Genomic DNA, 21,704 nt, shown 5'->3' with positions numbered 1-21,704 from the left:
CTCTTCCACCTTCATGCTGCTGGCCGACTGTGCGGCGTTGGAAATCGAGGCGGCATTATGTCAGAAAGTCGTGTCGCCTGCGTCGCGACAAGCGCTCACGCCTTGTCATCGCCGCCCTTGCCACCGGCACCGGGACCCTGGCCGATGGTCTGCTGCCAGAAGCGCATGTTCTCCTCGGCCATCTCGCGCATCAGGTCCATGGGCGAGTGACGCAGGGCCTGCTGCCACTGGTCCTGCATGCGCTGCTGCTGCTCCAGCATCAGCTTGGTGCCCTGCTCCAGGTAGCGCGACAGGGGCAACGGGTGGGCCATGTCGTAGACGCGGATGAACTGGGCCAGCAGGTCGTTGGAAAACACCTGGGCATCGCCATCGGCCTGCTCCTGCTCGATGATGATCGAGAGCAGGATGGTACGGGTCAGGTCCTCGCCGCTCTTGGCATCCTCGACGCGGAACGGCACTTCGTCGAGGATCAGCCCACGCAGGTCCTCGAGGGTCACATAGCGGCTCTGTTCGGTATCATAGAGCCTGCGGTTGGCATACTTGCGAATCACGCGCACGGCGCTGCTCCTCATTCAACGTGGGAGGGGCGGCTGCCCCTATGGCTCCATTGTGCACCGCGACACTCACCATGCAAGGTATACCCATCATTCCGTCTCCAACGCGGCGAGGCACCATGAACCTGATACTGCTCGTCCCCGACGACATCGAGAACGACCGCCTGGCACGAGTGCGCGACCCGCGGCGCCTGCGCCACCTGCGCGAAGTGCACCGCGCCACCCCCGGAGACCGCCTCATCCTCGGCGTCGCCGGCGGGGCCATCGGCCGGGGCGAACTGCTCACCCTCGGCGAGCAGGAGGCGACCTTCGCGCTGGAATCCCTCGACCAGCCCCCGCCGCCAGCGCTGCCGGTGCACCTGGTACTGGCGCTGCCGCGGCCACGCATGCTGGCGCGCAGCCTCGAGCACGCCACCACCCTCGGGGTCAAGCGGATCACCCTGCTGCATACCCGGCGGGTGGAGAAGAGCTACTGGATGTCGCCGGAGCTCGACGCGCAGAAGATCCACCACCACCTGGTGCTGGGCCTCGAGCAGGCCCGGGACACCCGCCTGCCCGAGGTCACCCTGGAGAAGGGCTTTCGCCCCTTCGTGGAGGACCGCCTGCCCGACCTCCTGGAGGGGCGGCGCGGGCTGCTGGCTCATCCCGGCATGCCCAACGACTGCCCGCGGGGCCTCGACGAGGAAACGCTGCTGCTGGTGGGTCCCGAGGGGGGCTTCATTCCCTGGGAGGTGGAGAAGCTGCTGGCGGCGGGCTGCGAAGGCATCCACCTGGGCCAACGCATCCTGCGGGTGGAGACCGCAGTCACCGCCCTGCTGGCGCGACTCTTCTAGTCAGTCGTCGACCTCCTCCTCGTCGGGGTCATGCTCCACCAATGGCGAATCATCGTCGCAGAGCGGCTCGGAAAGGAAGGTCTCACGCACGTCCAGCAGGCCCAGATGGCCGATGGTGCGCCGCCCCAGCAGCAGCGGATAGTTCATGTCGCCGCGATCGCGCAGGCTGAACTGCTCCTCGTAGATGGTATCGCCGAGACACACCTTCATCAGCACCACCGGGCGGCGGTCGGTGCCGCCGGCACCGCGCAGGCGAAGGCTGCGATAGAGCGGCAGCTCCAGGCGCTCGCTGAACACCTCCCCGCTCTCCTCATCCTCCAGCTTGAGGCGGAAGCGTACCCAGCGCTCTCCATCGCGCGTGAAGCGCTCGATGTCGCGGGCGTCCAGCGAGGAGGTCAGGGCGCCGCTGTCGAGCTTGGCCTTCACCTCCACGCCCCAGGGCTCCACGATCGCCTTCTCGACCCAGCCGAACACCCTGTCGTCGGCCTGGACCGTCGCGGCCAGCAGGGCCACTCCCAGACCCGCGGCCAGGGCATGCTTGATGCGCATCATCTCTCTCCTCCTGCGGCCGGTCCTCGCGACCGGTGTCCTCGGTGAATTCAGCGGATCAGGCGCTCCAGCAGGCGCCGGGTGGCGAAGCCGTCCGGCACCTCGCCGATGGAGGCCTGGTACCCACGCAGGCCACGCCGGGTGTTGGGACCCAGGATGCCGTCGGGGGTTCCCACCTCGAAACCGCGGGCGTTGAGGGCGTGCTGCATCTCGCGCACCTCGGCGCGTGCCAGCGGCTGCTCGTCACGGGGCCAGCCGCCAATGATCCCGTCGCGCCCGGCGATCTCATCGGCGAGACTGCCCACCGCCAGCGCGTAGCTGGTGGCATTGTTGTAGCGCAGGATGGCCCGGAAGTTGGGCCCCACCAGGAAGGCCGGCCCCCTCGCCCCGGCGGGCACGATCACGGCGGCCTCGTCATAGCCGGGTAGGTCGCCGCCACCCACGGCACGCACGCCCTGCGCGGACCAGGCGGCGGACGAGCGACGCTGGGAAAGCTCGGTCTGGGCATGGTCGAACCCCTCCGGCAGGATCACCTCGACGCCCCAGGGCTCTCCCTCGCGCCAGCCGGCTTGCGCCAGATAGTGGGCGGTGGAGGCCATGACATCCGGGATGCTGCCCCAGATATCGCGACGCCCGTCGCCGTCACCGTCCTTGGCGTAGGCCTCGAAGCTGGAGGGGATGAACTGGGTATGGCCCATGGCGCCAGCCCAGGAGCCGAGCATGCGCTCGGGGGCGATATCACCGGCCTCGATGATGCGCAGGGCGGCGAGCAACTCGCCGCGGGCGAAGTCGCGGCGCCGCCCGTCATAGGCCAGCGTCGCCAACGCCTCAAGGGTCGAGAAGTCGCCGAAGTTACCGCCGTAATTGCTCTCGATGCCCCAGATCGCCACGATCACCTCCGCCGGCACCCCATAGCGCTGCTCCATGCGGCGCGCGGTGTCGCGATGCGCGGCCAGGCGGGCCCGCCCCGTGGTAACACGCTGGGCGGAGACGGCGCTGTCCAGGTACTGCCAGATGGGACGCACGAACTCCGGCTGGGAGCGATCCAGCTCGATCACCCGCGGGCGGTAGCGCACCCCCGCCAGGGCGCGGTCCAGGGTCACCGGCGAGATCCCCTCGCCCCGCGCCTCCCGACGGAAACGGGCCAACCAGGTGGAAAAGCTCTCGGCGGCGGCGGGCTCCCGGGCAGCGGAAGCCACGGAAGAGGCCGGGGCAGCCCCCTCACTCAGGGTAGTGGTCGCCTGTTCGGCGGCACTCGCCTCACGGGCCGGGCCGCTCTGGCAACCGGCCAACAGGGCCAGTGTCAGGCAGCAGGTCAGTGTCATCCGTTGCATGGTGGCAGGCACTCCTTGGCGTTATGGCAACAGGCAACGATCATCGCGCAGTTGGCGCGCCGCGGGAAGCGTGTTCGGTTTCCGGCGAGGCGCCAGGTCGCCGCCGCGAGGCCAGTGAGGGCCGCCAGGGCGCGAGGCGGGTGGAGAGTCAACCCACCGGAGCACTCAGGAAGCGTCGCTTTCCCCGGGCTCGCGGCGCGCCTCGTGTTCGGCCTCAAGGCCGCTCTTGAGCTCGTGGGTCAGGGGGTCATAGTGGGGCCTGAGCTCATCCTTGAGCGTGCCCTCCCACAGCCGGGAGCCGACGAAGTAGCCGGCACGCCCGATCACGTGGGCGGCCACGGGTGCCGTCATCATGATGAACAGGATCACGCCCAGGGCCCGCGCCACCACCGCCACCTGAGCGAAATGCAGCGCCACCGCGAGCATGATCAGGGTCACGCCCAGGGTGGCCGCCTTGGTGGTCGCGTGCATGCGGGTCAGCAGGTCGGGCAGGCGCACAAGGCCCAGCGCCGCCAGCAGCATGAACAGCGCCCCCACCAGAATCAGCCCCTCCTTGAGGATCTCAGTCATCCCGCGGCCCTCCCCGCTCCAGGAAGCGCGCGAAACCAATGGTGGCCATGAAGGCCATCAGCGCCATGACGATGGCCACGTCGAGCAGGCTGGCCACGTCGGTGGCGATGGCCACCACCCCGATGAACCCCACCAGGATCGACGAGAAGAGCTCCAGGGCCACCACCCGGTCGGGCAGGCTCGGGCCACGCCACAGGCGCACGAAGGTCAGGCACAGCGCCAGCGCCATCAGCGCCAGGCTCAGCAGAATCAGGGGCGACATCGGCGCTCTCCTCCACGAATCGGCAAGGGCATCAATGGAACAGCTCCAGGGCGCGGCGCTCCAGCTCCGCCAGGTTGCGGCGCAGCGCCGCCTCGTCGTCCAGGAACATGGCATGGATATAGAGCACCCGGCGGTCGTCGGAGACATCCAGGCTCAGGGTGCCCGGGGTCAGCGAGATCAGGTTGGCAACGAAGGCGATCTCGAACTCGCTGCGCGCCCGGAGCGGCATGGCGATCACCCCGGGCTTCATGTACCAGGGCGGGGTGATGATATCGAAGGCCACCTTGAGGTTGGCCATCATCAGCTCCTTGATGAAGAAGCCGATGAAGGCCAGCAACCGCGGCAGGCGCTGGGCATAGCCGGCAAGCGCCGGCACCTGGGGCTGCATCAGCGCCAGCACCAGGTAGCCGAAGAGCAGGCCGGCAAGCAGGTTGAGGCCGCGGAAGTCGCCGGTGAGCACCACCCAGGCGCCCCCCAGCAGCAGGTTCCAGGCCGCGCCGATCATGGCCCCTCCCCCCCCGGGTCGCCCAGCACCGCCTGGATGTAGCCCTCCGGGTCGAGCAGTTGGGTCGCCGAGGCCTCGGCCAGGGCGTGTATCGGCGCCGGATAGAAGCCGATGGACAGGGTGCACAGCGCCAGCCCCGCCACCGGCGCCACCATCAGCCACAGCTCCTGCTGGCGCACCCTGGGATAGGGGTCGACCTCGCCCTCCGGCGGCACCGACTTCCAGAACACCTCTGACCAGATCTTGATCATGGAGTAGAGGGTCAGCAATCCCACCAGCAAGGCGATGGCGGTGACACCGTAGGCCTCGGCCTCGAGGCCGGCGCGGATCACGATGAACTTGGCCAGGAACCCCGAGAGCGGCGGGATACCGGCCAGCGACAGGGCCGGGATCAGGAACAGCACGGCAAGCCACGGGTGGCTGCGATAGAAGCCCCCCAGGCGCTTGAGCTGGTAGCTGCCGCGCAGCCGGTGGACGATGCCACTGACCAGGAAGAGGTTCGTCTTCACGATGATGTGATGGATGATGTAGAAGACCCCACCGACGATCGCCAGCGGCGTGAACAGCGCCAGACCCAGGATCATGTAGCCGATCTGGCTGACGATATGGAACGACAGGATGCGCCGGAACTCGTACTGGGCCGCCGCCCCCAGCACCCCGGTAAGCATGGTCAATCCTGCTCCCCACAGCAGGATCTCGTGCGTATAGCCCGGGCTGTGGTGAAAGATCAGCGTGAACACCCGGAACAGCGCGTAGACGCCGACCTTGGTCAAGAGCCCCGCGAACAGCGCCGACACCGCCACCGGCGGGGTGTGGTAGGAGGCCGGCAGCCAGAAGAACAGCGGGAAGGCCGCCGCCTTGATGCCGAAGGCGACCATGAACATCATCGCCAGGGCATCCACCATGCCCTGCTCCTCTACTGTGGCCAGGCGCCTGGCGATATCGGCCATGTTGAGGGTGCCCACCATGCCGTAGAGCAGCCCCACGGCGATCAGGAAGATCACCGAGGAGAGCAGGTTCAGTGTCACGTACTTGATCGCCCCCTCCATCTGCGCCTTCTCGCTGCCGAGAATCAGCAGCGCGAAGGAGGCGACCAGCATCACCTCGAACCACACATAGAGGTTGAAGATGTCGCCGGTGAGGAAGGCGCCGGCCACCCCGGCCAGCAGCAGGTGCATCAGCGGGAAGTAGCCGTAGGCCTCATGGCCACGGCCGGCGGTGGCCAGCGAGTAGATCGCCACGGCGAAGCCGATGATGCCGGTGAGCACCACCATGATGGCGCCCAGCAGGTCGGCCACCAGGCTGATGCCGAAGGGCGCGACCCAGTCCCCCATGTGCATCACCAGGATGCCCTCGCGGCTCACCGAGGCGAGCAGCCATAGGGCAGTGGTCAGCAGTCCGGCAGTGCCACCCACGGCGACCAGCCGCTGCATCAGGCGCGAGCGCCAGAATACCAGCGACACGGCCCCCGACATCAGCGGCATCAGGATGGGCAGCGCGATCTCGGGACTCACGTGTCGGTATCCTTCATCTTGTCCAGGTCATCGGCACGCACGATCTCCCAGGCGCGCCGCACCAGCACCACGGCGAACGACAGCACCCCGAAGGCGATGACGATGGCGGTGAGCACCAGCGCCTGGGGTAGCGGATCGGCGACCGCTCCCTCGGGGGCGGTGAGCCCCTCCGGCACCAGCGGCGGCGCCCCGCGGGTCATGCCGGCGGTGGCGAAGATCAGCAGGTTGGCGGCGTTGGAGAGCAGCATCAGACCGATCACCAGCTTGACGATGGAGCGGCGCAACATCATGTAGATGGCGGTGGCAAACAGGATGCCGATGACGACGGCCATCAAGGGTTCCATGGGACCTCCTCAGCGTTCGTCGTCCGCCTGGTCGGTCTTGACCAGAGCGGTGATGGCGGTAAGCACGGAACCCAACACCACCAGGTAGACCCCAATGTCGAAGATCAACGGTGTCGAGGCCTTGAAGTCGATGGCCGGGATGGTCCACCACTGGGCGGTGAAAAAGGGCTCCCCCTGCCACCAGGCGGGCAGCGTGGAGGCCACCCCCAGCAGCAGCCCCATGCCCACCAGGTCACGGGGCGAGACCTTGAGCATCGCCCCCAGGGCGCGCCGCCCATAGGCGAACAGGTAGAGCGCGAAGGCCCCCGCCGCCACCAGTCCGGCGATGAAACCACCGCCCGGTTCGTCGTGGCCACGCAGCAGCAGGAACAGCGAGAACATCAGCTGCAACGGCAGCAGCAGCCGTGCCGCCACATTGAGGATCAGCGTGCCCGATCTAACCATCGCCGTCCCTCCGTCGCCGCGAGGCGCTCCTGACCTCATACTCCTCGGCGTGGAAGCGCAGCATGGCATGGACCCCGATGGCGGCCAGTGCCAGCACGAACATCTCGCCCAGGGTGTCCAGGGCGCGGAAGTCCACCAGGATGACGTTGACGATATTGTGGCCATGGCCCAGCGGCTGGCTGTTCTCCACCATGTAGTCGGAGATACGCGGAAGACGCTCGCCGGAGAGCACCGCCAGCATCAGTAGTGTGATCAAGCCGCCGGACAACCCCGCCACGACCAGGTCGCGCAGCCGCTCGACGGGAGTGGAGAGGGTGGCGAATCGCGGCAGGCGGAACAGCACCAGCACCAGCAGGATCACCGTCAGGGTCTCCACCAGCAGTTGGGTGATGGCCAGGTCCGGCGCACTGAACAGCACGAAGGTCAGGGCGATGGAGTAGCCCATCACCCCCACGGCCGCGACCGCCGCCAGGCGCGAGCGCATCACGCAGGCCGCCACCGCCCCGGCGATCATCAGCCCCGCCACCACCGCCTCATAGAGGTAGACATCCGGCGCAAAGGCGAGGCTCGGCGTATGCCGCACCAGCAGCGCATGCCCCACAAGCCCCAGCAGCACCAGCAGGGTCATCACCAGATAGTTGCGAAGATAGCCGCTCTGCAGGAAGCGGGTCTGCCACTCGGCGAGGCACACCATGCCCGCCATCAGCGCATCGAAGCCCGCCTCGGGGCCGCGGGCCGTCAACGGCTCGAGGCGCGCCAGCCGCGAACGCAGGCGATCCCAGCGGCGGGCCACCAGGAGCCCAAGCGCCAGGCTCGCCAGAGAAATCAGCAGCGCCAGATTGATCCCGTGCCACAGCGCCAGGTGCGTCTCGCCGCCGCGCACCCCGAGCCCCGCCAGGGTAGCGTCGACCAGCGGATCAAGCCGCCCCGGGGCCAGGCCGAACAGCAGCGACAGTGCGGCCAGCAGGGCGGGGCCGACGAGCATGCCGCCCGGGGCCTCGTGGGGCACCCTGGGCGTCTCGCGCACCGGCCCAAGGAAGGGACGAATGGCCACGATGGCCGCCACCGCCAGGGTCAGGAAGGCGGCGACGAAGACCAGCGGCAGGAGCACCCCGCGGTAGTGGGCCGCCCCCAGCACCGACTCCAGCAGCAACTCCTTGCCGATGAAGCCCAGCAGCGGCGGCAGCCCCGCCAGCGACAGCGCCGCCACCGCCGCCACCAGGGCGGAGCGGGGCATGGCGTGGCGCAGCCCGCCCATGGCAGTGACGTCCTTGGTGCCGGTCTCGTGGTCGAGGATGCCGGCCACCATGAACAGCGCCCCCTTGTAGAGGGAGTGGCCGAGCAGGAAGACCACGAAGGCGATGAGCGCGGTCTCGGTGCCGATACCCAGCAGCATCGTCAGGGTGCCCAGCGCCATCACCGTGGAGTAGGCCAGCAGCTTCTTGACGTTGGTGTGCTGGATCGCCAGGAAGGCCCCGGTAGCCATGGTCAGCGCCCCCACCAGCGACAGCGTGACCACCCAGGGCTCGGTGCCGCCCAGCGCCGGGTGCAGCCGCGCCAGCAGATAGACGCCCGCCTTGACCATGGTCGCCGAGTGCAGATAGGCCGAGACCGGCGTGGGGGCTGCCATGGCATTGGGCAGCCAGAAGTGGAAGGGGAACTGGGCCGACTTGGTGAAGGCACCCAGCAACACGCAGATCAGCAGCGGAGCGTAGAGCGCATGCTCCTTGAGCTGCCCCCCCCGGGCATTGAGCTCGGCCAGCGACCAGCTGTCGCCGGCCAGGGCCAGCATGACGAAGCCGGCGAGCAGCGCCAGCCCGCCGCCCACGGTGACGAAGAGCCCCTGCTGGGCCGCCTTGCGTGCGGCGAGATCGGTATGGTTGAAGCCGATCAGCAGATAGGAGGTGATGCTGGTCAGCTCCCAGAACACGAACAGCGCCACCAGGTTGTCGGCCAACACCAGGCCGAGCATCGACATCATGAAGGCGGTGATCACTACCAGGAAGCGCGGCAGGTCGCGATGGCCGCGGAGGTACTCCCCGGAGTAGACCAACACCAGCACGCCAATCACCGAGATCAGCATGGCGAAGAGCCACGCCAGGCCGTCGATCAGGAAGCTCAGGGTGATGTCGAGGCCCGGCACCCAGGCCCACTCCAGCCACAGCGTATCGCCGGCGGCGATGGTGGGCCACTGGCCGATCAGCCAGGCGGCGATGGCCGCCGGCAACAAGGCCATCACGCTTGCCGTCCGCGCGGCGAACCAGCGGTGCAGCAGCGGCGCCATGGCCGCCAATACGAACCCTCCCAGCACGGCGAGCTGCATCCGGTGCCCTCCCGTCGGTCGATCGAATCACCTTATCTACACAAGGTCTTGAAACACAAGGGTAGGGCGTGAAACAACTCTTTGCGTTAGGATAAACGGCATACCGCCGTGGACGGGCCAGCGCCCCAGAACGGATGCGAGCCCGATGACGCTCGCATTCTCTGGCTCAGCAGGCATCCTGCGCCCTCCCCTCACTTATCACTTGCAGGATGAGCGACCAATGACACTGATGTGGATAGCCCTGCTGCCGCTGGCGGGCGTGCTGGTGCCGATGGTCACCGCCGACCGCGGACGACGCGCCTGCTCGCTGGCCACCGCTGTACTACCGGCCCTGGCCCTGCTGCTGATGCTGGCCCAACTGCCGGCCCTCTCCGCCGGTGAGGCGCTGCGCTTCTCTACAGCCTGGATACCCAGCCTGGGGCTCGACCTGGCCTTCCGCCTGGATGGCCTGTCGCTGCTCTTCAACCTGCTGATCCTGGGCATCGGCCTGCTGATCCTGCTCTATGCACACTATTATCTCTCGCCGGAGGAACCCTTCGGGCGCTTCTACGCCTACCTGATCCTGTTCATGGCCTCCATGGTCGGTATCGTGATGGCCGATAACCTGATCCTGCTGTGGCTCTACTGGGAGCTGACCAGCCTCTCCTCCTTCCTGCTGATCGGCTTCTGGTCCCACCGCAGCGATGCCCGCAAGGGCGCCCGCATGGCGCTCACCGTGACCGGCGCCGGCGGCCTGGCACTGCTCGCCGGCCTGCTGCTGCTGGGCGACATGGTGGGCAGCTACGCCATGGACGACGTTCTGGCCGGCGGCGAGGCGATCCTCGCCGACCCGCGCTACCCGATCATGCTGGTGCTGGTGCTGCTGGGGGCCTTCACCAAGTCGGCCCAGTTCCCCTTCCAGTTCTGGTTGCCCCATGCCATGGCGGCGCCGACGCCGGTCTCGGCCTATCTGCACTCGGCGACCATGGTCAAGGCAGGCATCTTCCTGATGGCACGCCTGCACCCGGCCATCGCCGGCAGCGACCTGTGGTCGGCGGTGGTCTCCCTGGTGGGCATGGCCACCATGCTCTACGGCGCCTGGTTCGCCCTGGTCAAGACAGACCTCAAGGGCATCCTGGCCTTCTCCACGGTCAGCCACCTGGGGCTGATCACGGTACTGCTGGGCATCGGCAGCCCGATGGCGGTCCTCGCGGCGCTGTTCCATATACTCAACCATGCCACCTTCAAGGCGGCGCTGTTCATGAGCGCCGGGATCATCGACCACGAGACCGGCACCCGCGAGCTCGGCCGCCTGGGCGGCCTGAGGAAGGCCATGCCGGTCACCGCGCTGCTGACCAGCGTGGCGGGGGCGGCCATGGCCGGGGTGCCGCTGCTCAACGGCTTCATCTCCAAGGAGATGTTCTTCACCGAGACCCTGGAGACGCCGGCGCTGGCCGGCCTCAGCTGGGTGCTGCCGGTACTCGCCACCCTGGGCGGCATCCTCTCGGTGGCCTATTCGCTGCGCCTGGTCCACGCGGTCTTCTTCAAGCCCGCCAAGGAAGGGCCGCCGAAGGCGCCCCACGAGCCGCCGTGGCTGATGCGAGCACCGGTGGAGCTACTGGTAGCGCTCTGCGTGATCGTGGGCCTGGCACCGGTGCTCGCCGAGGGGCTGCTGGGGCTGGCCGTGGAGGCGGTACTGGGCGAACCCCTGGCGTTCCACCTGGCCATCTGGCACGGCCTGAACCTGCCACTGGCGATGAGCGCCATCGCCATCGTCGCCGGGGCTGCCGCCTACTGGCGACACGCCGACCTGCGCCACTTCCATCGCGGCTTCGGCCCGGTGGATGCCCGCCTGGTGTTCGAAGCGGCGCTGCAGTGCCTGGGCCGCTGGTCCGAGCGTGGCCTGGGCCGCTTCGACGGTGGCTCCCTGCAGCGCTACATGACCTGGCTGCTGTTCGCCTCGCTGCTGATGGGCGGGCTGGGCCTGGCGCGCATGAGCGGGCTGACCGGCTCCCAGGGCAACCAGCCCATCGACGGCGTGGTGCTGCTGGGCGCCGCCCTGCTGGTGTTCGGCGGTATCGCCACCGCGGTCACCCACCGCTTCCGCCTGATCTCGCTGATCATGCTCTCGGTGGTGGGCCTGGTGGTCTCGCTGACCTTCGCCCGCTTCTCGGCCCCGGACCTGGCGCTCACCCAGCTGTCGGTCGAGGTGGTGACCATGATCCTGCTGATGCTGGCGCTGTTCTTCCTGCCCCAGAAGACACCCACCGAGTCCTCCAACCGTCGCAACCTGCGCGATGTGGTACTCGCCGGTAGCCTGGGACTGGTGGTGGCGAGCCTCAACTACGCGGTGCTGACCCGCGACAACGCCTCCATCTCGGGCTTCTTCCTGGAGAACAGCGTGCCCGGCGGCGGCGGCCACAACGTGGTCAACGTCATCCTGGTGGACTTCCGCGGCTTCGATACCCTGGGCGAGATCACCGTGCTGGCGCTGGCCGGCCTGGCGATCTTCAAGCTGCTCAATCGCCTGCGGGTGTTCATGCCCCACAGCGACGGCGAGGGGCGCGTCTGGTCGCCGGACCGCTACCCGGCGATCCTCACCTCCATCTCCATGGCCCTGCTGCCGCTGGCACTGCTGGTCTCGGCCTTCATCTTCCTGCGCGGCCACAACGAGCCGGGCGGCGGCTTCATCGCCGGCCTGGTCACCGCGGTGGCGCTGATCCTGCTCTACATGGCCCGCGGCGTGGAGTGGGCCCAGCGGCGCCTGAACTTCCCCTACCAGCCGGTGGCGGTGGCCGGTGTCGGCATCGCCACCCTCACGGGGCTGGGCAGCTGGCTGTTCGGCTACCCCTTCCTGACCTCCTCGTTCGGCTACTTCTCGCTGCCACTGGTGGGCAAGTTCGAGCTGGCCACCGCCATGCTCTTCGACCTCGGCGTCTACCTCGCCGTGGTGGGCGCCACCCTGATGATCCTGGCCAACCTGGGCAAGGTCACCACCCCCCACCGCCCGGCCAAGGCGCCCGCCACCGAGGCCGCATCGCCCTCTGACACTCCCAAGGAGTCCTCCTGATGGAAAGCCTCTACGCCATCACCACCGGCGTGCTCACCGCCTGCGGGCTCTACCTGACCCTGCGCGCGCGCACCTTCCCGGTGGTGGTGGGCCTGACCCTGCTCTCCTATGCCGTGAACCTCTTCCTGTTCTCCATGGGCGGGCTGACCACCGACGGCGCCGCCCTGGTGAATGGCGCCGGCGACTACGCCGACCCCCTGCCCCAGGCGCTGGTGCTCACCGCCATCGTGATCGGCTTCGCGATGACCGCCTTCGTGGTGATCCTGGCCATGCGGGCGCGCAGCGAGGCCGGCAACGACCACGTCGACGGCCGCAAGCATGAAGCCGGGGAGGGTCGCCGATGATGTCTCACCTGATCGTGCTGCCGGTGGTGGTGCCGCTGGTAGCCGGCCTGCTGCTGCTGTTCCAGCGCCAGGGCAGCGTGCGCGTCAAGCGCCTGGTGGGCGTCGGCGCCACCCTGGCCCTGCTGCTGGTGGCCATCGCCCTGGTGGCGCGTGCCGCCGGCGGCGAGGTGACCTACTACGCCCTGGGCGACTGGCAGCCCCCCTTCGGCATCGTGCTGGTGCTCGACCGCCTCTCGGCGCTGATGGTGCTGCTCACCGCCGTGCTCGCCCTGGGCGCGGTGGTGTTCGCCTGCGCCGGCGACGACGAGCGTGGCAGCAACTTCCACGGCCTCTTCCAGTGGCAGCTGATGGGCCTCAACGGCGCCTTTCTCACCGGCGACCTGTTCAACCTCTTCGTGTTCTTCGAGGTCCTGCTGCTCGCCTCCTACGCCCTGCTGCTGCACGGCGGCGGCCGCAACCGCATCATGGCCGGGGTCCACTACGTGGTGCTCAACCTGGCGGGCTCGTCGCTGTTCTTGATCAGCGTGGGCATCCTCTACGGCGCCACCGGCACCCTCAACATGGCCGACATGGCCACGCGCCTCGCCGGGCTTCCCGCCGAGCGCGAGGGGCTGGTGGTGGCCGGCGGCCTGATGCTGCTGGTGGTGTTCGGCCTCAAGGCCGCCATCCTGCCACTCTACTTCTGGCTGCCCAGGGCCTACGCGGCGGCGCCGGCGCCGGTGGCCGCGCTGTTCGCCATCATGACCAAGGTCGGCATCTACGCCATCCTGCGGGTCTACTCCCTGGTGTTCGGCGAGGGCGCCGGTCCCCTGGCCGACCTGGAGCAGGGCTGGGTGTGGTGGTTCGCCCTGGCCACCCTGGTGGCCGCCGGCGCCGGCACCCTGGCGGCGCGCGACCTGCGCCTGCTGGTGGCCTATCTGGTGCTGGTCTCGGTGGGCACCCTGCTGGCGGGCATCGGCATCGGCACCCCGGCGGCGATCTCCGCCCTGCTCTACTACCTGATCCACACCACCCTGGTCACCGGCGGCCTCTTCCTGCTGGCCGAGATGATCGGCGCCCAGCGCGGCAAGGCGGGCACCCGCATCGTCAAGGGCCGGCCGCTGCGCCAGGGGCGCTGGCTGGCACTGCTGTTCTTCGCCGGCGCGGTGGCGGTGGCCGGCATGCCGCCGCTCTCCGGGGCGATCGGCAAGGCGCTGCTGCTGGTCACCGCCGAGGGCGGCCAGCGCGCCTGGCTATGGCCGATCCTGCTGCTCTCGGGGCTGGCCGCCATCGTCGCCCTCTCCCGGGCCGGCTCGACGCTGTTCTGGCGCAGCAGCGGCGAGGCGGACGGCCAGCGCCTGCCAACCCGCCAGTGGTTCGGCGTGGGCTGGCTGATCGGTGCCTCGCCGCTGCTGGTCATCCTCGCCGGGCCCCTCGCCGACTACACCGACGCCACCGCCGAGCAGCTGGCACGCCCCGAGGCGGTGACCCGCGCCCTGCTGTCCACCGAGGGAGACGCCCCATGATCACGCCTCGCCCCTGGCTGCCCACCCCGCTGCTGTCGCTCCTGCTGCTGGTCGTCTGGCTGCTGATGGTACGCAGCATCGCCTTCGGCCATATCCTGCTGGGCGGTGCCCTGGCGGTGGCGATCCCGCTGGTGACCCACCGCTTCTGGGACGCCCAGCCCCGCATCCAGAAACCCGGGCTGATGCTGCGCTTTGCGCTGCGCGTACTCGGCGATATCGTGATCGCCAACGTCCAGGTGGCCTGGCTGATCATCAATCCCTGGCGACGCCTGCGGCCTCACTTCCTGGAGTATCCGCTGATGCTGGAGGATCGCTTCACCATCACCCTGCTGGCCAACACCATCAGCCTGACGCCGGGCACGGTGTCGGCCAACCTGCGCCTGGACGGCAAGTCGTTGCTGATCCACGCCCTGGACGTGGACGACGACGAGGCGCTGATTGCCACCATCCGCGAGCGCTACGAGCGCCCCCTGAAGGAGATCTACGAATGCTAGATATCGCGCTATGGATCTGCCTGGCGCTGGTGGTGGCGGCGCTGTCGCTCAACGTCTATCGCCTGACCATCGGGCCCGACATGCCCGACCGCCTGCTGGCGCTGGATACCATGTACATCAATTCCATCGCGCTGATCGTGCTGCTGGGCCTGTGGCTCAACACCAAGACCTACTTCGAGGCGGCGCTGCTGATCGCCATGCTCGGCTTCATCAGCACCGTGGCGGTATGCAAGTACCTGCTGCGCGGCGACATCATCGAATAGGAGACGCCACGATGCTGTACGTGATTCTGGAGGGGGCCATCTCGCTGCTGCTGATCGCCGGCGGCGCCTTCGTCTTTATCGGCTCACTGGGCATGGCGCACCTGCGCGACTTCTACATGCGCCTGCACGGCCCCACCAAGGCCACCACCCTGGGGATCGGCTGCATACTGGCCGCCTCGATGCTCTACTTCTGGGTCACCGAGGGCAAGCCCGATATCCAGGAGATGCTGATCACGCTGTTTTTGTTCATCACCGCCCCGGTCAGCGCCCACCTGCTGGCCAAGACCGGCCTGCACCTGAAGCTCAAGCATGCGGAGAAGACCACAGGGCGGCCGATCGAGCTGCGCCCGGAGGAGGTTGGCAAGAAGCCGGTACCGCACCCGGATCGCGGCCACGGCTGAGCGCATCGGGCCCGCCATTGGCGGGCCCGATGCGTTCCGACTTCCGGCCACGACGACTACACCCAGCCGCCCAGCTCGTTATCGATGATGGCGAGCAGCGCGGCAACATGATCCTCGCGGTCATTGAGACAGGGCACGTAGGTGAAGGTCTCGCCGCCGGCCTCGAGGAAGGCATCGCGAATCTCCTCCTGGATCTCCTCCAGGGTCTCCACGCAGTCGGCCGAGAACGCCGGCGATACCACGGCGATATGCTTCCTGCCCTGGCGTGCCAGCTCGGCGACATGCGCAACGGTGGCCGGCCCCACCCACTCCTCGGGGCCGAACTGGGACTGGAAGGCGGTCTGGATCTGCTCCTCCTCCCAGCCGAGCCGCTCGCGCAGCAGTCGCGTGGTCTTCTGGCACTGACAGTAATAAGGATCGCCTTCCATCAAGAACCGCTTGGGCACGCCATGATAGGAGGCCACCAGCACCTCCGGTGGCGTCTCGGCGGCGTCATACGCCTCGCGCACCGAACTGGCCAGCGCCTCGATATAGAGTGGCTGCTCGAAGTAGGCGGGCACGGTGCGGATCGCCGGCTGCCACTTGAGCCTCATCAGGGTGCGGAAGGCGTGATCGTTGGCGGTGGCGGTGGTCGGCGAGGCGTACTGGGGATAGAGCGGGAAGAACAGGATCCGCTCGCAGCCCGCCGCCTGCAGGCGCTTGAGCACGCTGTCGGTGGAGGGGTTACCGTAGCGCATGGCGAAGTCGACCATCACCAGGTCGCCGTAGCGCGCCGCGAGCCCCTCGGCCACCTTGCGGGTCTGGTTCCGGGTGATGGTCAACAGCGGACTCTCATCCTGCTCGGTGTTCCAGATACCGCGGTAGGCCTCGCCAGACTTGAAGGGCCGCCGCGAGAGGATGATCAACTGCAGCAGCGGCTGCCACTTCCAGCTCGGATAGTCCACCACCCGCTTATCGGAGAGGAACTCGCTCAGGTAACGACGCATGGACCAGTAGTCGGTGGCGTCCGGGGTGCCCAGGTTGACCAGCACCACCCCGACACGGGCGCGTGGGACGAGGGGATGGTCGGCCGGGGCGTGGGCCAGGCGGCCCTCGCCGGGCCGGGCCATCTCGGGGCGGGCCGGGTCCTGGGTCGGGGTGGTCATGGGCGAGGCTCCTTGAGTCGATGCGAGGGCGCGTCTTGAAGAGAGGCTAGTGTACCAGCCTCCTCGCTCGCAGCGGGATGGCGTTGTACTATCAGGTTAATTTGTACAACTCAGGATCAGCCCATCCCGCGGCCCGGGTGCTCGGCTATCGACGCCTGGCGTGGCTGACCTGGCTGACCTGGCTGACCTGGCTGACCTGGCTGACCTAGCATGGCTGACCTGGCGTGGCCGAGCAGCCTGCCCGGGGTCGCAGGCGCGATGGACGCGGGATATCGATGGCCTGCCCGCCGCCGGGGGCGTCTAGGGCGCTGGCCGGAAGGAGCGGCGGTGAATCGTTCGCCGGGTAGCGGTCGACGGAAGGAGGTCCGGCCATAGCGCCGGAGCGATGCTCAGAAGACCAGCGGCATGCGTGAGGTCAGCGGGTCCTGGTAGTGAGTGGCGCGGCCGATCACCTCATCATGAGGCACCTGCTGCACCAGGTAGGCGCGGTGAATGCCGGCACGCTTGAGCTCCACATAGACGTCGTCCAGGGCGCGGAAGAGCACCGGTTTGCCCTGACGGGTCAGCATATGACGCTGCCCCTCGATATCCTCTAGCTCAACCTGATAGAAGCGACTGCCGGCATGGCCGATGACGCGAATCTCGTAGTTGTCATGATGGGCCGCGAAGGCCTTGAGGTCGTGAAAATCCATGGATCCCTCCTGGGTGTCTTGTAGTTGCATGCCCTCACAGACTGGCGCCGAAGGATGACACCATGGTGACGACTGCATGTCAAAAGTGTGACCCTGTCACCCCGGGAGAGTTCCACAAGCTATTGATAATCTGAGGGATCGATGGCCTTGCCCAGGGAGTTACGGTCGACCCACTTGCCGGCCTTGGTCTCCTTGTAGCGGAACACCACACGGTCCCCGACTGCCACCGGCAACTCGGCGTCCTCGGTCTGGTAGCTGTAGGTCTCGCCCTCCACCACCAGCTGGTAGCGGTAGAGGTCGGGCATGCCCAACCACTCCTTGAACGGGCCTTCCCGCTCTACAGACTGGAGCTCGCCGCGCGCCTCCAGCTTGGGGGTGCGGCGTCGATTGCCGCGCTGAAATCCGCCTGCCATGCTGCCTCCTTCCTGTACTCGTTCGAGGGGAGGGCATTATACGGGGCCCTCGCCCGGGCTCAACCCACGACGCTCGCACTCACTCGCCGAAACCGTCCCCATAGCTGTCAGGCGCCAGGTCCTCGAAGCGGGTATAGCGGCCGATAAATGCCATGTGTACCGTGCCGATGGGGCCATTACGCTGCTTGCCGATGATCAACTCGGCGAGCCCCTGATTGTCGGGGTTGTCAGGATTATAGACCTCGTCGCGGTAGACGAAGGCGATCACGTCTGCGTCCTGCTCGATGGCGCCAGAGTTATGAGTGACGATGCCATCAGCCAGCCAGCAGGCATTGCCTGGCACCGTCAGATCGAAGACCTCCTCTTCCCCCTCGGCCACAATCTCGACAATACGATCCCAGAAGAGATCATCCGTCGCGCGCGCCCGCAGTGCCCCGTCTCCCAGCAAATCGGCATAGCTTGCCAGGGTGGTGCGGGAGGGGTCGAAGCGAAAGTGCGAGGTTCCTCCATAGGCCGTCCCGCGCAGGCGGGCCATCTCGCGCTGACTAACGCCACGCGCCGCCATAAGAGCCTTGACCTGCTGAAAGGCCTCCCTGGGCAGGGTATCGACATTGGTATTGGGAACAATATCGACCAGGCGAGCCAGCAGTTCGGCAGCGCGAGGCTGCTGCTCGCCGAAGGCACCGATGCACTCCAGGAAACGACGCTGCTGCACGGTCCCCGAGACATCCGCGGTGAACCAGCCGACGCCGCTTCCCGCAACGCTATGCTTGATCCTGGCAAGGATGCCGAAGCGCATCAACAACGCCGCCACATCATCGATCAGGCCACGGCTCGCGGTGCTGAAATAGATGCGCCCTCTTCCCTGCGAACTCAGGGTGATACTGCCATCTGTCGCCCACAGATGACGGAGGAAGAGCGCCAACTGTTCCTGATCGAGACGGAAGATGCCATCTGGCAGACGCTTCTCACGCGAGCGCTGTCCGAAGATGCCTAGCTCCTTCAACCACTTCCCGACCCCTGCCGGGTGCCAGCGATTACCGTTGCCGGCAATCACCAGCTGGTGCCAGCTGCCACGGCCCGCGTGACGACTCACCCGGGAGCCCAGCGCCTCGGCAGCCTCGGTGACCGCGGTACTGTTGGCCTCGCTCGCGGTGGTATAGCGCAGTGGTTGGCCCGATACGTAACTACCATCTCCCACCAGGTGGGCCAGCAGAATCAGCGCCTCCTCGGACCAGCGCTCCGGAGAAGCGGGTGCCGGCAGGTGGTTGGACAGGGCGAGGCGATCTCCCACTCCGAGCTCTGCCAGCTTTCTCCAACCATCCCAGGCCCGCAACCGATGTTCGGCGGTGCAGCGAAGAGTGCGCCCGCTGGCTAGACGGACTCGCCATACGGGACGACGCCCTACCGACCACACCTTGTCACTTGCCGCGGGCTCGAGTCGCCCAGCGGCATTGACCGACCACAGCCTCGGCGACTGGCCCACCAGCTCCGCAATAGGCCGGCGCGTGCCATCCGTCAGCATGACAAGTGTGTCTCCGGTCACACACTCACGCAGGTCCGACATCACCGGGCGCTTGTTGGGGCGCTGCTCGAGGGAGCGGTTGAGCTGGGAGAGCGCCACCACCGGGCAGCCGAACTCCTTGGCCAGCCCCTTGAGTGAGCGAGAAATCTCGGAGATCTCGCCGGTGCGGTTCTCGGAGAAGCCGGGGATCTGCATCAGCTGCAGGTAGTCGATCATCACCAGCCCGACATTACCGTGCTCACGCACCAGGCGACGGATCCGCGAGCGCATCTCGTTGGGCGAAAGCGCCGCGGTGTCATCGATGAATAGCTGCTTGTCCTTGAGCAGGTTCACCGCCGAGGTCAGCCGGGGCCAGTCCTCGTCTTCCAGTTGACCGGTGCGCATCCGGGTCTGGTCGATGCGCCCCAGTGACGACAGCATGCGCAGCATCAGGGCATCGGCGGGCATCTCCATCGAGAACACCATCACCGGCTTCTCGCTGGAGATAACCGCGTGTTCCACGAGGTTCATGGCGAAGGTGGTCTTGCCCATGGAGGGCCTCCCGGCGATGATCACCAGGTCCGAGGGCTGCAGGCCCGAGGTCATCTCGTCCAGGTCGCGGAAGCCGGTGGAGAGGCCGGTCATCTCGCCTTTCATGTTGAACAGCTCGTCGATGCGGTCCACCGCCTTGGCGAGCAGGTCGCTCATGCCGATGGGGCCACCCGACTTGGGGCGCTCCTCGCTGATCTGGAACACCAGCCGCTCGGCCTCATCGACCAGCTCATCCGCCGGCCGCCCCTGGGGGCTGAAGGCGCCATCGGCGATCTGGCTGGCGGCACGGATCAGCTTGCGCAGGGTGGCACGCTCGCGGACGATATCGGCGTAGGCGCGGATATTGCTGGCGGAAGGGGTGTTGCGAGCGAGTTCGGCGAGTGTGGCCAGGCCGCCCACGGTATCGAGCTGGTCGCGCCCCTCCAGCGCCTCGGAGAGGGTCACCACGTCCAACGGCCGCGCCGACTCGGCCAGCTCGGCCATGACATTGAAGATCAAGCGGTGTTCGTAGCGATAGAAGTCGTCGGACACCAGGCGGTCGGCGACGTTGTCCCAGGCCTGGTTGTCGAGCATCAGTCCGCCCAGCACCGACTGCTCCGCCTCCAACGAGTGGGGCGGCACCTTGAGGGCGGCGGTTTCCTGGTCGTGCTCGAGCATTTCTGACATGGCGATGGTTCACCCTGGGAATTGCGAGGGGCGCCATTCTACCCCAGACGGACACAATAAAAACGCGACGAGGGGCGCGAGAATCTCTCCTCGCGCCCCTCGTCACCAGCGACCGTCAGGACTTACTCGGCCACTACCACCACGCGCACGGTGGCTTCGACCTCGGCATGCAGGCGCAGCGCAATGTCGTACTCGCCGGTGGCGCGGATCGGACCTTCCGGCATGCGCACTTCGCTCTTGGCCACATCGATACCGACCGAGGCGATGGCATCGGCCAGGTCGCGGGGCCCGATGGAGCCGAACAGCTTGCCTTCGTCGCCGGACTTGGCGACCAGGGAGAGCTCGATCTCGTTGAGCTGGGCAGCACGCGCCTCGGCCTCGGCCTTGCGCTCGGCGGCCTGGGCCTCGAGCTCGGCACGCTGGGCCTCGAAGGCTTCGATGTTGTCCTTGGTGGCCGGCACGGCGAGACCGTAGGGCACCAGGTAGTTGCGGCCGTAACCGGGCTTGACGGTGACCTGGTCACCCAGGCCGCCCAGCTTGCCAATATTGTCGAGCAGAATGACTTCCATCTCGTAAACCTCTTGTCAGTTGCGGCTGACCAGGCGCCCGCGAACATTCGCGAAGACGTCGATGACGGCCAGCAGCAGCACGATCAGAATCATGGGCCAGGTGGTGATCAGCAGCAGGTAGAAGGCGACCAGCCACAGCCCGTTCATCCCTTTCAGTCCGATAAAACCATGCACCAGGGCGATGCCGGCGACCAGCAGCGGGACCCACAGCAACATGCCCAGGCCGGGCAGCCCGAGCACCGCGCCGATCCCCCCGAGTACGGCCAGCACGACGAGCTCACGCGGCGCCAGGCGCAGGGCGTGGAACTCCTCGCGGAAGCCGCCGGGGTTGTAGAGCCCCGCCTGCCAGCTGCGCGCCAGGGCCAGGCAGGCCACGGCGGCAACCAGCACGATGAGCCCGGTGACCCCGCCGATCAGCAACCCTGCCAGCTGCTCGGTATCGAGCCCCTGACTGCCCAGCTCGCTGAGCAGGCGCTCCACCTCGGGCGAGGCCTGGCGCAGCTGGTCGAGCATCTCCCCGGTGCCCCCGGGGGGCAGGAAGATACCCAGCTGGATCATCACGGCACCGGCCAGGGCGCCGACGATCAGCGCCTCGCTCCAGCGCAGCCGCGCACGCAGCACCACCGCCATCAGGGTCACCAGCAGCACGCTGGAGAGCGGGATCACATCCCCCTGCACCCACCACCAGCCCGCAGGCACGGCGGCAGCCACGATCACCGGCAACGCCGGAGAGAGCCCCCGGCGCAGGGTGACCAGGGCCGCGATGGCGGCCCCCAGCCAGAACAGCCAGGGAACCAGGGCAGCAACGGCGGCCCCGCCGGCGGCGTGGGGCGTACCGCGCATCATCCAGCGGGCAATCGTCAGCATCTTGCCGC

The 21,704-nt window shown here is 67.6% G+C and carries 23 protein-coding genes; 7 read left to right on the top strand and 16 right to left on the bottom strand.

Going from position 1 to position 21,704, the window contains the following annotated elements:
- Positions 1-95 precede the first annotated feature (95 nt).
- On the bottom strand, positions 96-557 hold the full coding sequence (phaR, locus tag NFH66_RS02940) for a polyhydroxyalkanoate synthesis repressor PhaR (protein ID WP_349608236.1): 462 nt from the start codon (positions 555-557) through the stop codon (positions 96-98).
- 116 nt (positions 558-673) lie between these two features.
- On the opposite strand from phaR, the gene NFH66_RS02935 reads away from it, so the two are divergent.
- Positions 674-1,387 (top strand): 16S rRNA (uracil(1498)-N(3))-methyltransferase, encoded by a 714-nt coding sequence (locus NFH66_RS02935; RefSeq protein ID WP_349608234.1) that lies wholly within the window; start codon positions 674-676, stop codon positions 1,385-1,387.
- Here NFH66_RS02935 and rloA3 read toward each other — a convergent pair whose 3' ends face one another.
- The 9 genes from rloA3 to NFH66_RS02890 all read right to left on the bottom strand — a co-directional run bounded on the left by rloA3 (position 1,388) and on the right by NFH66_RS02890 (position 9,232).
- A complete protein-coding gene (gene rloA3 / locus NFH66_RS02930) occupies positions 1,388-1,936 on the bottom strand; it encodes a retropepsin-like aspartic peptidase RloA3 (protein WP_502878660.1) in 549 nt (182 codons plus the stop codon).
- Between the two features lie 50 nt (positions 1,937-1,986).
- Positions 1,987-3,261: a lytic murein transglycosylase gene (locus tag NFH66_RS02925; protein WP_502878659.1), complete on the bottom strand. Its 1,275-nt coding sequence runs from the start codon at positions 3,259-3,261 to the stop codon at positions 1,987-1,989.
- Positions 3,262-3,435: 174 nt separating this feature from the next.
- The gene (gene mnhG / locus NFH66_RS02920; protein WP_349608228.1) at positions 3,436-3,840 is read right to left on the bottom strand and encodes a monovalent cation/H(+) antiporter subunit G; all 405 of its coding nucleotides are present in this window, start codon (positions 3,838-3,840) and stop codon (positions 3,436-3,438) included.
- A complete protein-coding gene (locus tag NFH66_RS02915) occupies positions 3,833-4,102 on the bottom strand; it encodes a monovalent cation/H+ antiporter complex subunit F (RefSeq protein ID WP_349608226.1) in 270 nt (89 codons plus the stop codon). Before NFH66_RS02915 ends, mnhG begins: the two co-directional genes overlap by 8 nt.
- 31 nt (positions 4,103-4,133) lie before the next feature.
- Positions 4,134-4,607, bottom strand: a complete 474-nt coding sequence (locus tag NFH66_RS02910; protein WP_349608224.1) for a Na+/H+ antiporter subunit E — start codon at positions 4,605-4,607, stop codon at positions 4,134-4,136.
- Entirely contained in the window at positions 4,604-6,121 is a 1,518-nt protein-coding gene (locus NFH66_RS02905; protein WP_349608222.1) for a Na+/H+ antiporter subunit D, read from the bottom strand. Before NFH66_RS02905 ends, NFH66_RS02910 begins: the two co-directional genes overlap by 4 nt.
- Positions 6,118-6,465, bottom strand: coding sequence for a Na+/H+ antiporter subunit C (locus tag NFH66_RS02900; RefSeq protein ID WP_349608221.1), 348 nt, complete (start codon positions 6,463-6,465; stop codon positions 6,118-6,120). Before NFH66_RS02900 ends, NFH66_RS02905 begins: the two co-directional genes overlap by 4 nt.
- A gap of 9 nt (positions 6,466-6,474) precedes the next feature.
- Complete coding sequence (locus NFH66_RS02895; RefSeq protein ID WP_349608219.1) at positions 6,475-6,909, bottom strand: Na+/H+ antiporter subunit B; 435 nt, start codon at positions 6,907-6,909, stop codon at positions 6,475-6,477.
- A complete protein-coding gene (locus tag NFH66_RS02890; RefSeq protein ID WP_349608217.1) occupies positions 6,902-9,232 on the bottom strand; it encodes a putative monovalent cation/H+ antiporter subunit A in 2,331 nt (776 codons plus the stop codon). The genes NFH66_RS02895 and NFH66_RS02890 overlap by 8 nt, the downstream gene beginning before the upstream one ends.
- A 220-nt stretch (positions 9,233-9,452) precedes the next feature.
- Between NFH66_RS02890 and NFH66_RS02885 the strand changes: the two genes are divergently transcribed.
- The 6 genes from NFH66_RS02885 to NFH66_RS02860 are packed head-to-tail and all read left to right on the top strand — an operon-like array spanning position 9,453 to position 15,288.
- The gene (locus NFH66_RS02885; protein WP_349608215.1) at positions 9,453-12,281 is read left to right on the top strand and encodes a monovalent cation/H+ antiporter subunit A; all 2,829 of its coding nucleotides are present in this window, start codon (positions 9,453-9,455) and stop codon (positions 12,279-12,281) included.
- Entirely contained in the window at positions 12,281-12,625 is a 345-nt protein-coding gene (locus tag NFH66_RS02880; RefSeq protein ID WP_089677728.1) for a Na+/H+ antiporter subunit C, read from the top strand. The genes NFH66_RS02885 and NFH66_RS02880 overlap by 1 nt, the downstream gene beginning before the upstream one ends.
- Positions 12,622-14,130: a monovalent cation/H+ antiporter subunit D gene (locus tag NFH66_RS02875; RefSeq protein WP_349608213.1), complete on the top strand. Its 1,509-nt coding sequence runs from the start codon at positions 12,622-12,624 to the stop codon at positions 14,128-14,130. The genes NFH66_RS02880 and NFH66_RS02875 overlap by 4 nt, the downstream gene beginning before the upstream one ends.
- Positions 14,127-14,624 carry a Na+/H+ antiporter subunit E gene (locus tag NFH66_RS02870; protein ID WP_349608211.1) on the top strand — a complete coding sequence of 166 codons (498 nt, stop codon included), beginning with the start codon at positions 14,127-14,129 and terminating at the stop codon, positions 14,622-14,624. The genes NFH66_RS02875 and NFH66_RS02870 overlap by 4 nt, the downstream gene beginning before the upstream one ends.
- Positions 14,618-14,887 carry a K+/H+ antiporter subunit F gene (locus tag NFH66_RS02865; RefSeq protein WP_349608209.1) on the top strand — a complete coding sequence of 90 codons (270 nt, stop codon included), beginning with the start codon at positions 14,618-14,620 and terminating at the stop codon, positions 14,885-14,887. The genes NFH66_RS02870 and NFH66_RS02865 overlap by 7 nt, the downstream gene beginning before the upstream one ends.
- An 11-nt stretch (positions 14,888-14,898) precedes the next feature.
- Positions 14,899-15,288, top strand: a complete 390-nt coding sequence (locus NFH66_RS02860) for a Na+/H+ antiporter subunit G (protein ID WP_349608207.1) — start codon at positions 14,899-14,901, stop codon at positions 15,286-15,288.
- A 56-nt stretch (positions 15,289-15,344) separates the two neighbouring features.
- On the opposite strand, the gene hemH is transcribed toward NFH66_RS02860, so the two are convergent.
- From hemH to NFH66_RS02830, 6 genes are all read right to left on the bottom strand, one after another.
- Positions 15,345-16,433, bottom strand: a complete 1,089-nt coding sequence (gene hemH, locus NFH66_RS02855; protein ID WP_349608206.1) for a ferrochelatase — start codon at positions 16,431-16,433, stop codon at positions 15,345-15,347.
- Between the two features lie 389 nt (positions 16,434-16,822).
- Positions 16,823-17,125 carry a DUF6482 family protein gene (locus tag NFH66_RS02850; RefSeq protein WP_161431263.1) on the bottom strand — a complete coding sequence of 101 codons (303 nt, stop codon included), beginning with the start codon at positions 17,123-17,125 and terminating at the stop codon, positions 16,823-16,825.
- A gap of 119 nt (positions 17,126-17,244) precedes the next feature.
- Entirely contained in the window at positions 17,245-17,538 is a 294-nt protein-coding gene (locus NFH66_RS02845) for a hypothetical protein (protein WP_305795472.1), read from the bottom strand.
- 79 nt (positions 17,539-17,617) lie between these two features.
- Entirely contained in the window at positions 17,618-20,251 is a 2,634-nt protein-coding gene (locus tag NFH66_RS02840; protein WP_349611637.1) for a replicative DNA helicase, read from the bottom strand.
- Positions 20,252-20,382: 131 nt separating this feature from the next.
- Entirely contained in the window at positions 20,383-20,829 is a 447-nt protein-coding gene (gene rplI / locus NFH66_RS02835) for a 50S ribosomal protein L9 (RefSeq protein WP_349608204.1), read from the bottom strand.
- A 15-nt stretch (positions 20,830-20,844) separates the two neighbouring features.
- Positions 20,845-21,696, bottom strand: coding sequence for a hypothetical protein (locus tag NFH66_RS02830; protein WP_349608203.1), 852 nt, complete (start codon positions 21,694-21,696; stop codon positions 20,845-20,847).
- Between the last annotated feature and the right edge of the window lie 8 nt (positions 21,697-21,704).

The organism is Halomonas sp. H10-9-1, from assembly GCF_040147005.1.
GTDB lineage: Bacteria > Pseudomonadota > Gammaproteobacteria > Pseudomonadales > Halomonadaceae > Halomonas.
This window is presented reverse-complemented; position numbering and strand designations above follow the sequence as displayed.

Bases quoted from the DNA above. Each gene is read 5' to 3' on its own strand.
- NFH66_RS02885 (WP_349608215.1), top strand. From the start codon at position 9,453: ATGACACTGATGTGGATAGCCCTGCTGCCGCTGGCGGGCGTGCTGGTG.
- NFH66_RS02840 (WP_349611637.1), bottom strand. From the start codon at position 20,251: ATGCTCGAGCACGACCAGGAAACCGCCGCCCTCAAGGTGCCGCCCCAC.
- NFH66_RS02910 (WP_349608224.1), bottom strand. From the start codon at position 4,607: ATGATCGGCGCGGCCTGGAACCTGCTGCTGGGGGGCGCCTGGGTGGTG.
- rplI (WP_349608204.1), bottom strand. From the start codon at position 20,829: ATGGAAGTCATTCTGCTCGACAATATTGGCAAGCTGGGCGGCCTGGGT.
- NFH66_RS02890 (WP_349608217.1), bottom strand. From the start codon at position 9,232: ATGCAGCTCGCCGTGCTGGGAGGGTTCGTATTGGCGGCCATGGCGCCG.
- NFH66_RS02870 (WP_349608211.1), top strand. From the start codon at position 14,127: ATGATCACGCCTCGCCCCTGGCTGCCCACCCCGCTGCTGTCGCTCCTG.
- NFH66_RS02865 (WP_349608209.1), top strand. From the start codon at position 14,618: ATGCTAGATATCGCGCTATGGATCTGCCTGGCGCTGGTGGTGGCGGCG.
- hemH (WP_349608206.1), bottom strand. From the start codon at position 16,433: ATGACCACCCCGACCCAGGACCCGGCCCGCCCCGAGATGGCCCGGCCC.
- NFH66_RS02915 (WP_349608226.1), bottom strand. From the start codon at position 4,102: ATGTCGCCCCTGATTCTGCTGAGCCTGGCGCTGATGGCGCTGGCGCTG.
- NFH66_RS02895 (WP_349608219.1), bottom strand. From the start codon at position 6,909: ATGGTTAGATCGGGCACGCTGATCCTCAATGTGGCGGCACGGCTGCTG.
- NFH66_RS02830 (WP_349608203.1), bottom strand. From the start codon at position 21,696: ATGCTGACGATTGCCCGCTGGATGATGCGCGGTACGCCCCACGCCGCC.
- NFH66_RS02875 (WP_349608213.1), top strand. From the start codon at position 12,622: ATGATGTCTCACCTGATCGTGCTGCCGGTGGTGGTGCCGCTGGTAGCC.
- NFH66_RS02925 (WP_502878659.1), bottom strand. From the start codon at position 3,261: ATGACACTGACCTGCTGCCTGACACTGGCCCTGTTGGCCGGTTGCCAG.
- NFH66_RS02860 (WP_349608207.1), top strand. From the start codon at position 14,899: ATGCTGTACGTGATTCTGGAGGGGGCCATCTCGCTGCTGCTGATCGCC.
- mnhG (WP_349608228.1), bottom strand. From the start codon at position 3,840: ATGACTGAGATCCTCAAGGAGGGGCTGATTCTGGTGGGGGCGCTGTTC.
- rloA3 (WP_502878660.1), bottom strand. From the start codon at position 1,936: ATGCGCATCAAGCATGCCCTGGCCGCGGGTCTGGGAGTGGCCCTGCTG.
- NFH66_RS02900 (WP_349608221.1), bottom strand. From the start codon at position 6,465: ATGGAACCCTTGATGGCCGTCGTCATCGGCATCCTGTTTGCCACCGCC.
- NFH66_RS02845 (WP_305795472.1), bottom strand. From the start codon at position 17,538: ATGGCAGGCGGATTTCAGCGCGGCAATCGACGCCGCACCCCCAAGCTG.
- NFH66_RS02850 (WP_161431263.1), bottom strand. From the start codon at position 17,125: ATGGATTTTCACGACCTCAAGGCCTTCGCGGCCCATCATGACAACTAC.
- NFH66_RS02880 (WP_089677728.1), top strand. From the start codon at position 12,281: ATGGAAAGCCTCTACGCCATCACCACCGGCGTGCTCACCGCCTGCGGG.
- NFH66_RS02935 (WP_349608234.1), top strand. From the start codon at position 674: ATGAACCTGATACTGCTCGTCCCCGACGACATCGAGAACGACCGCCTG.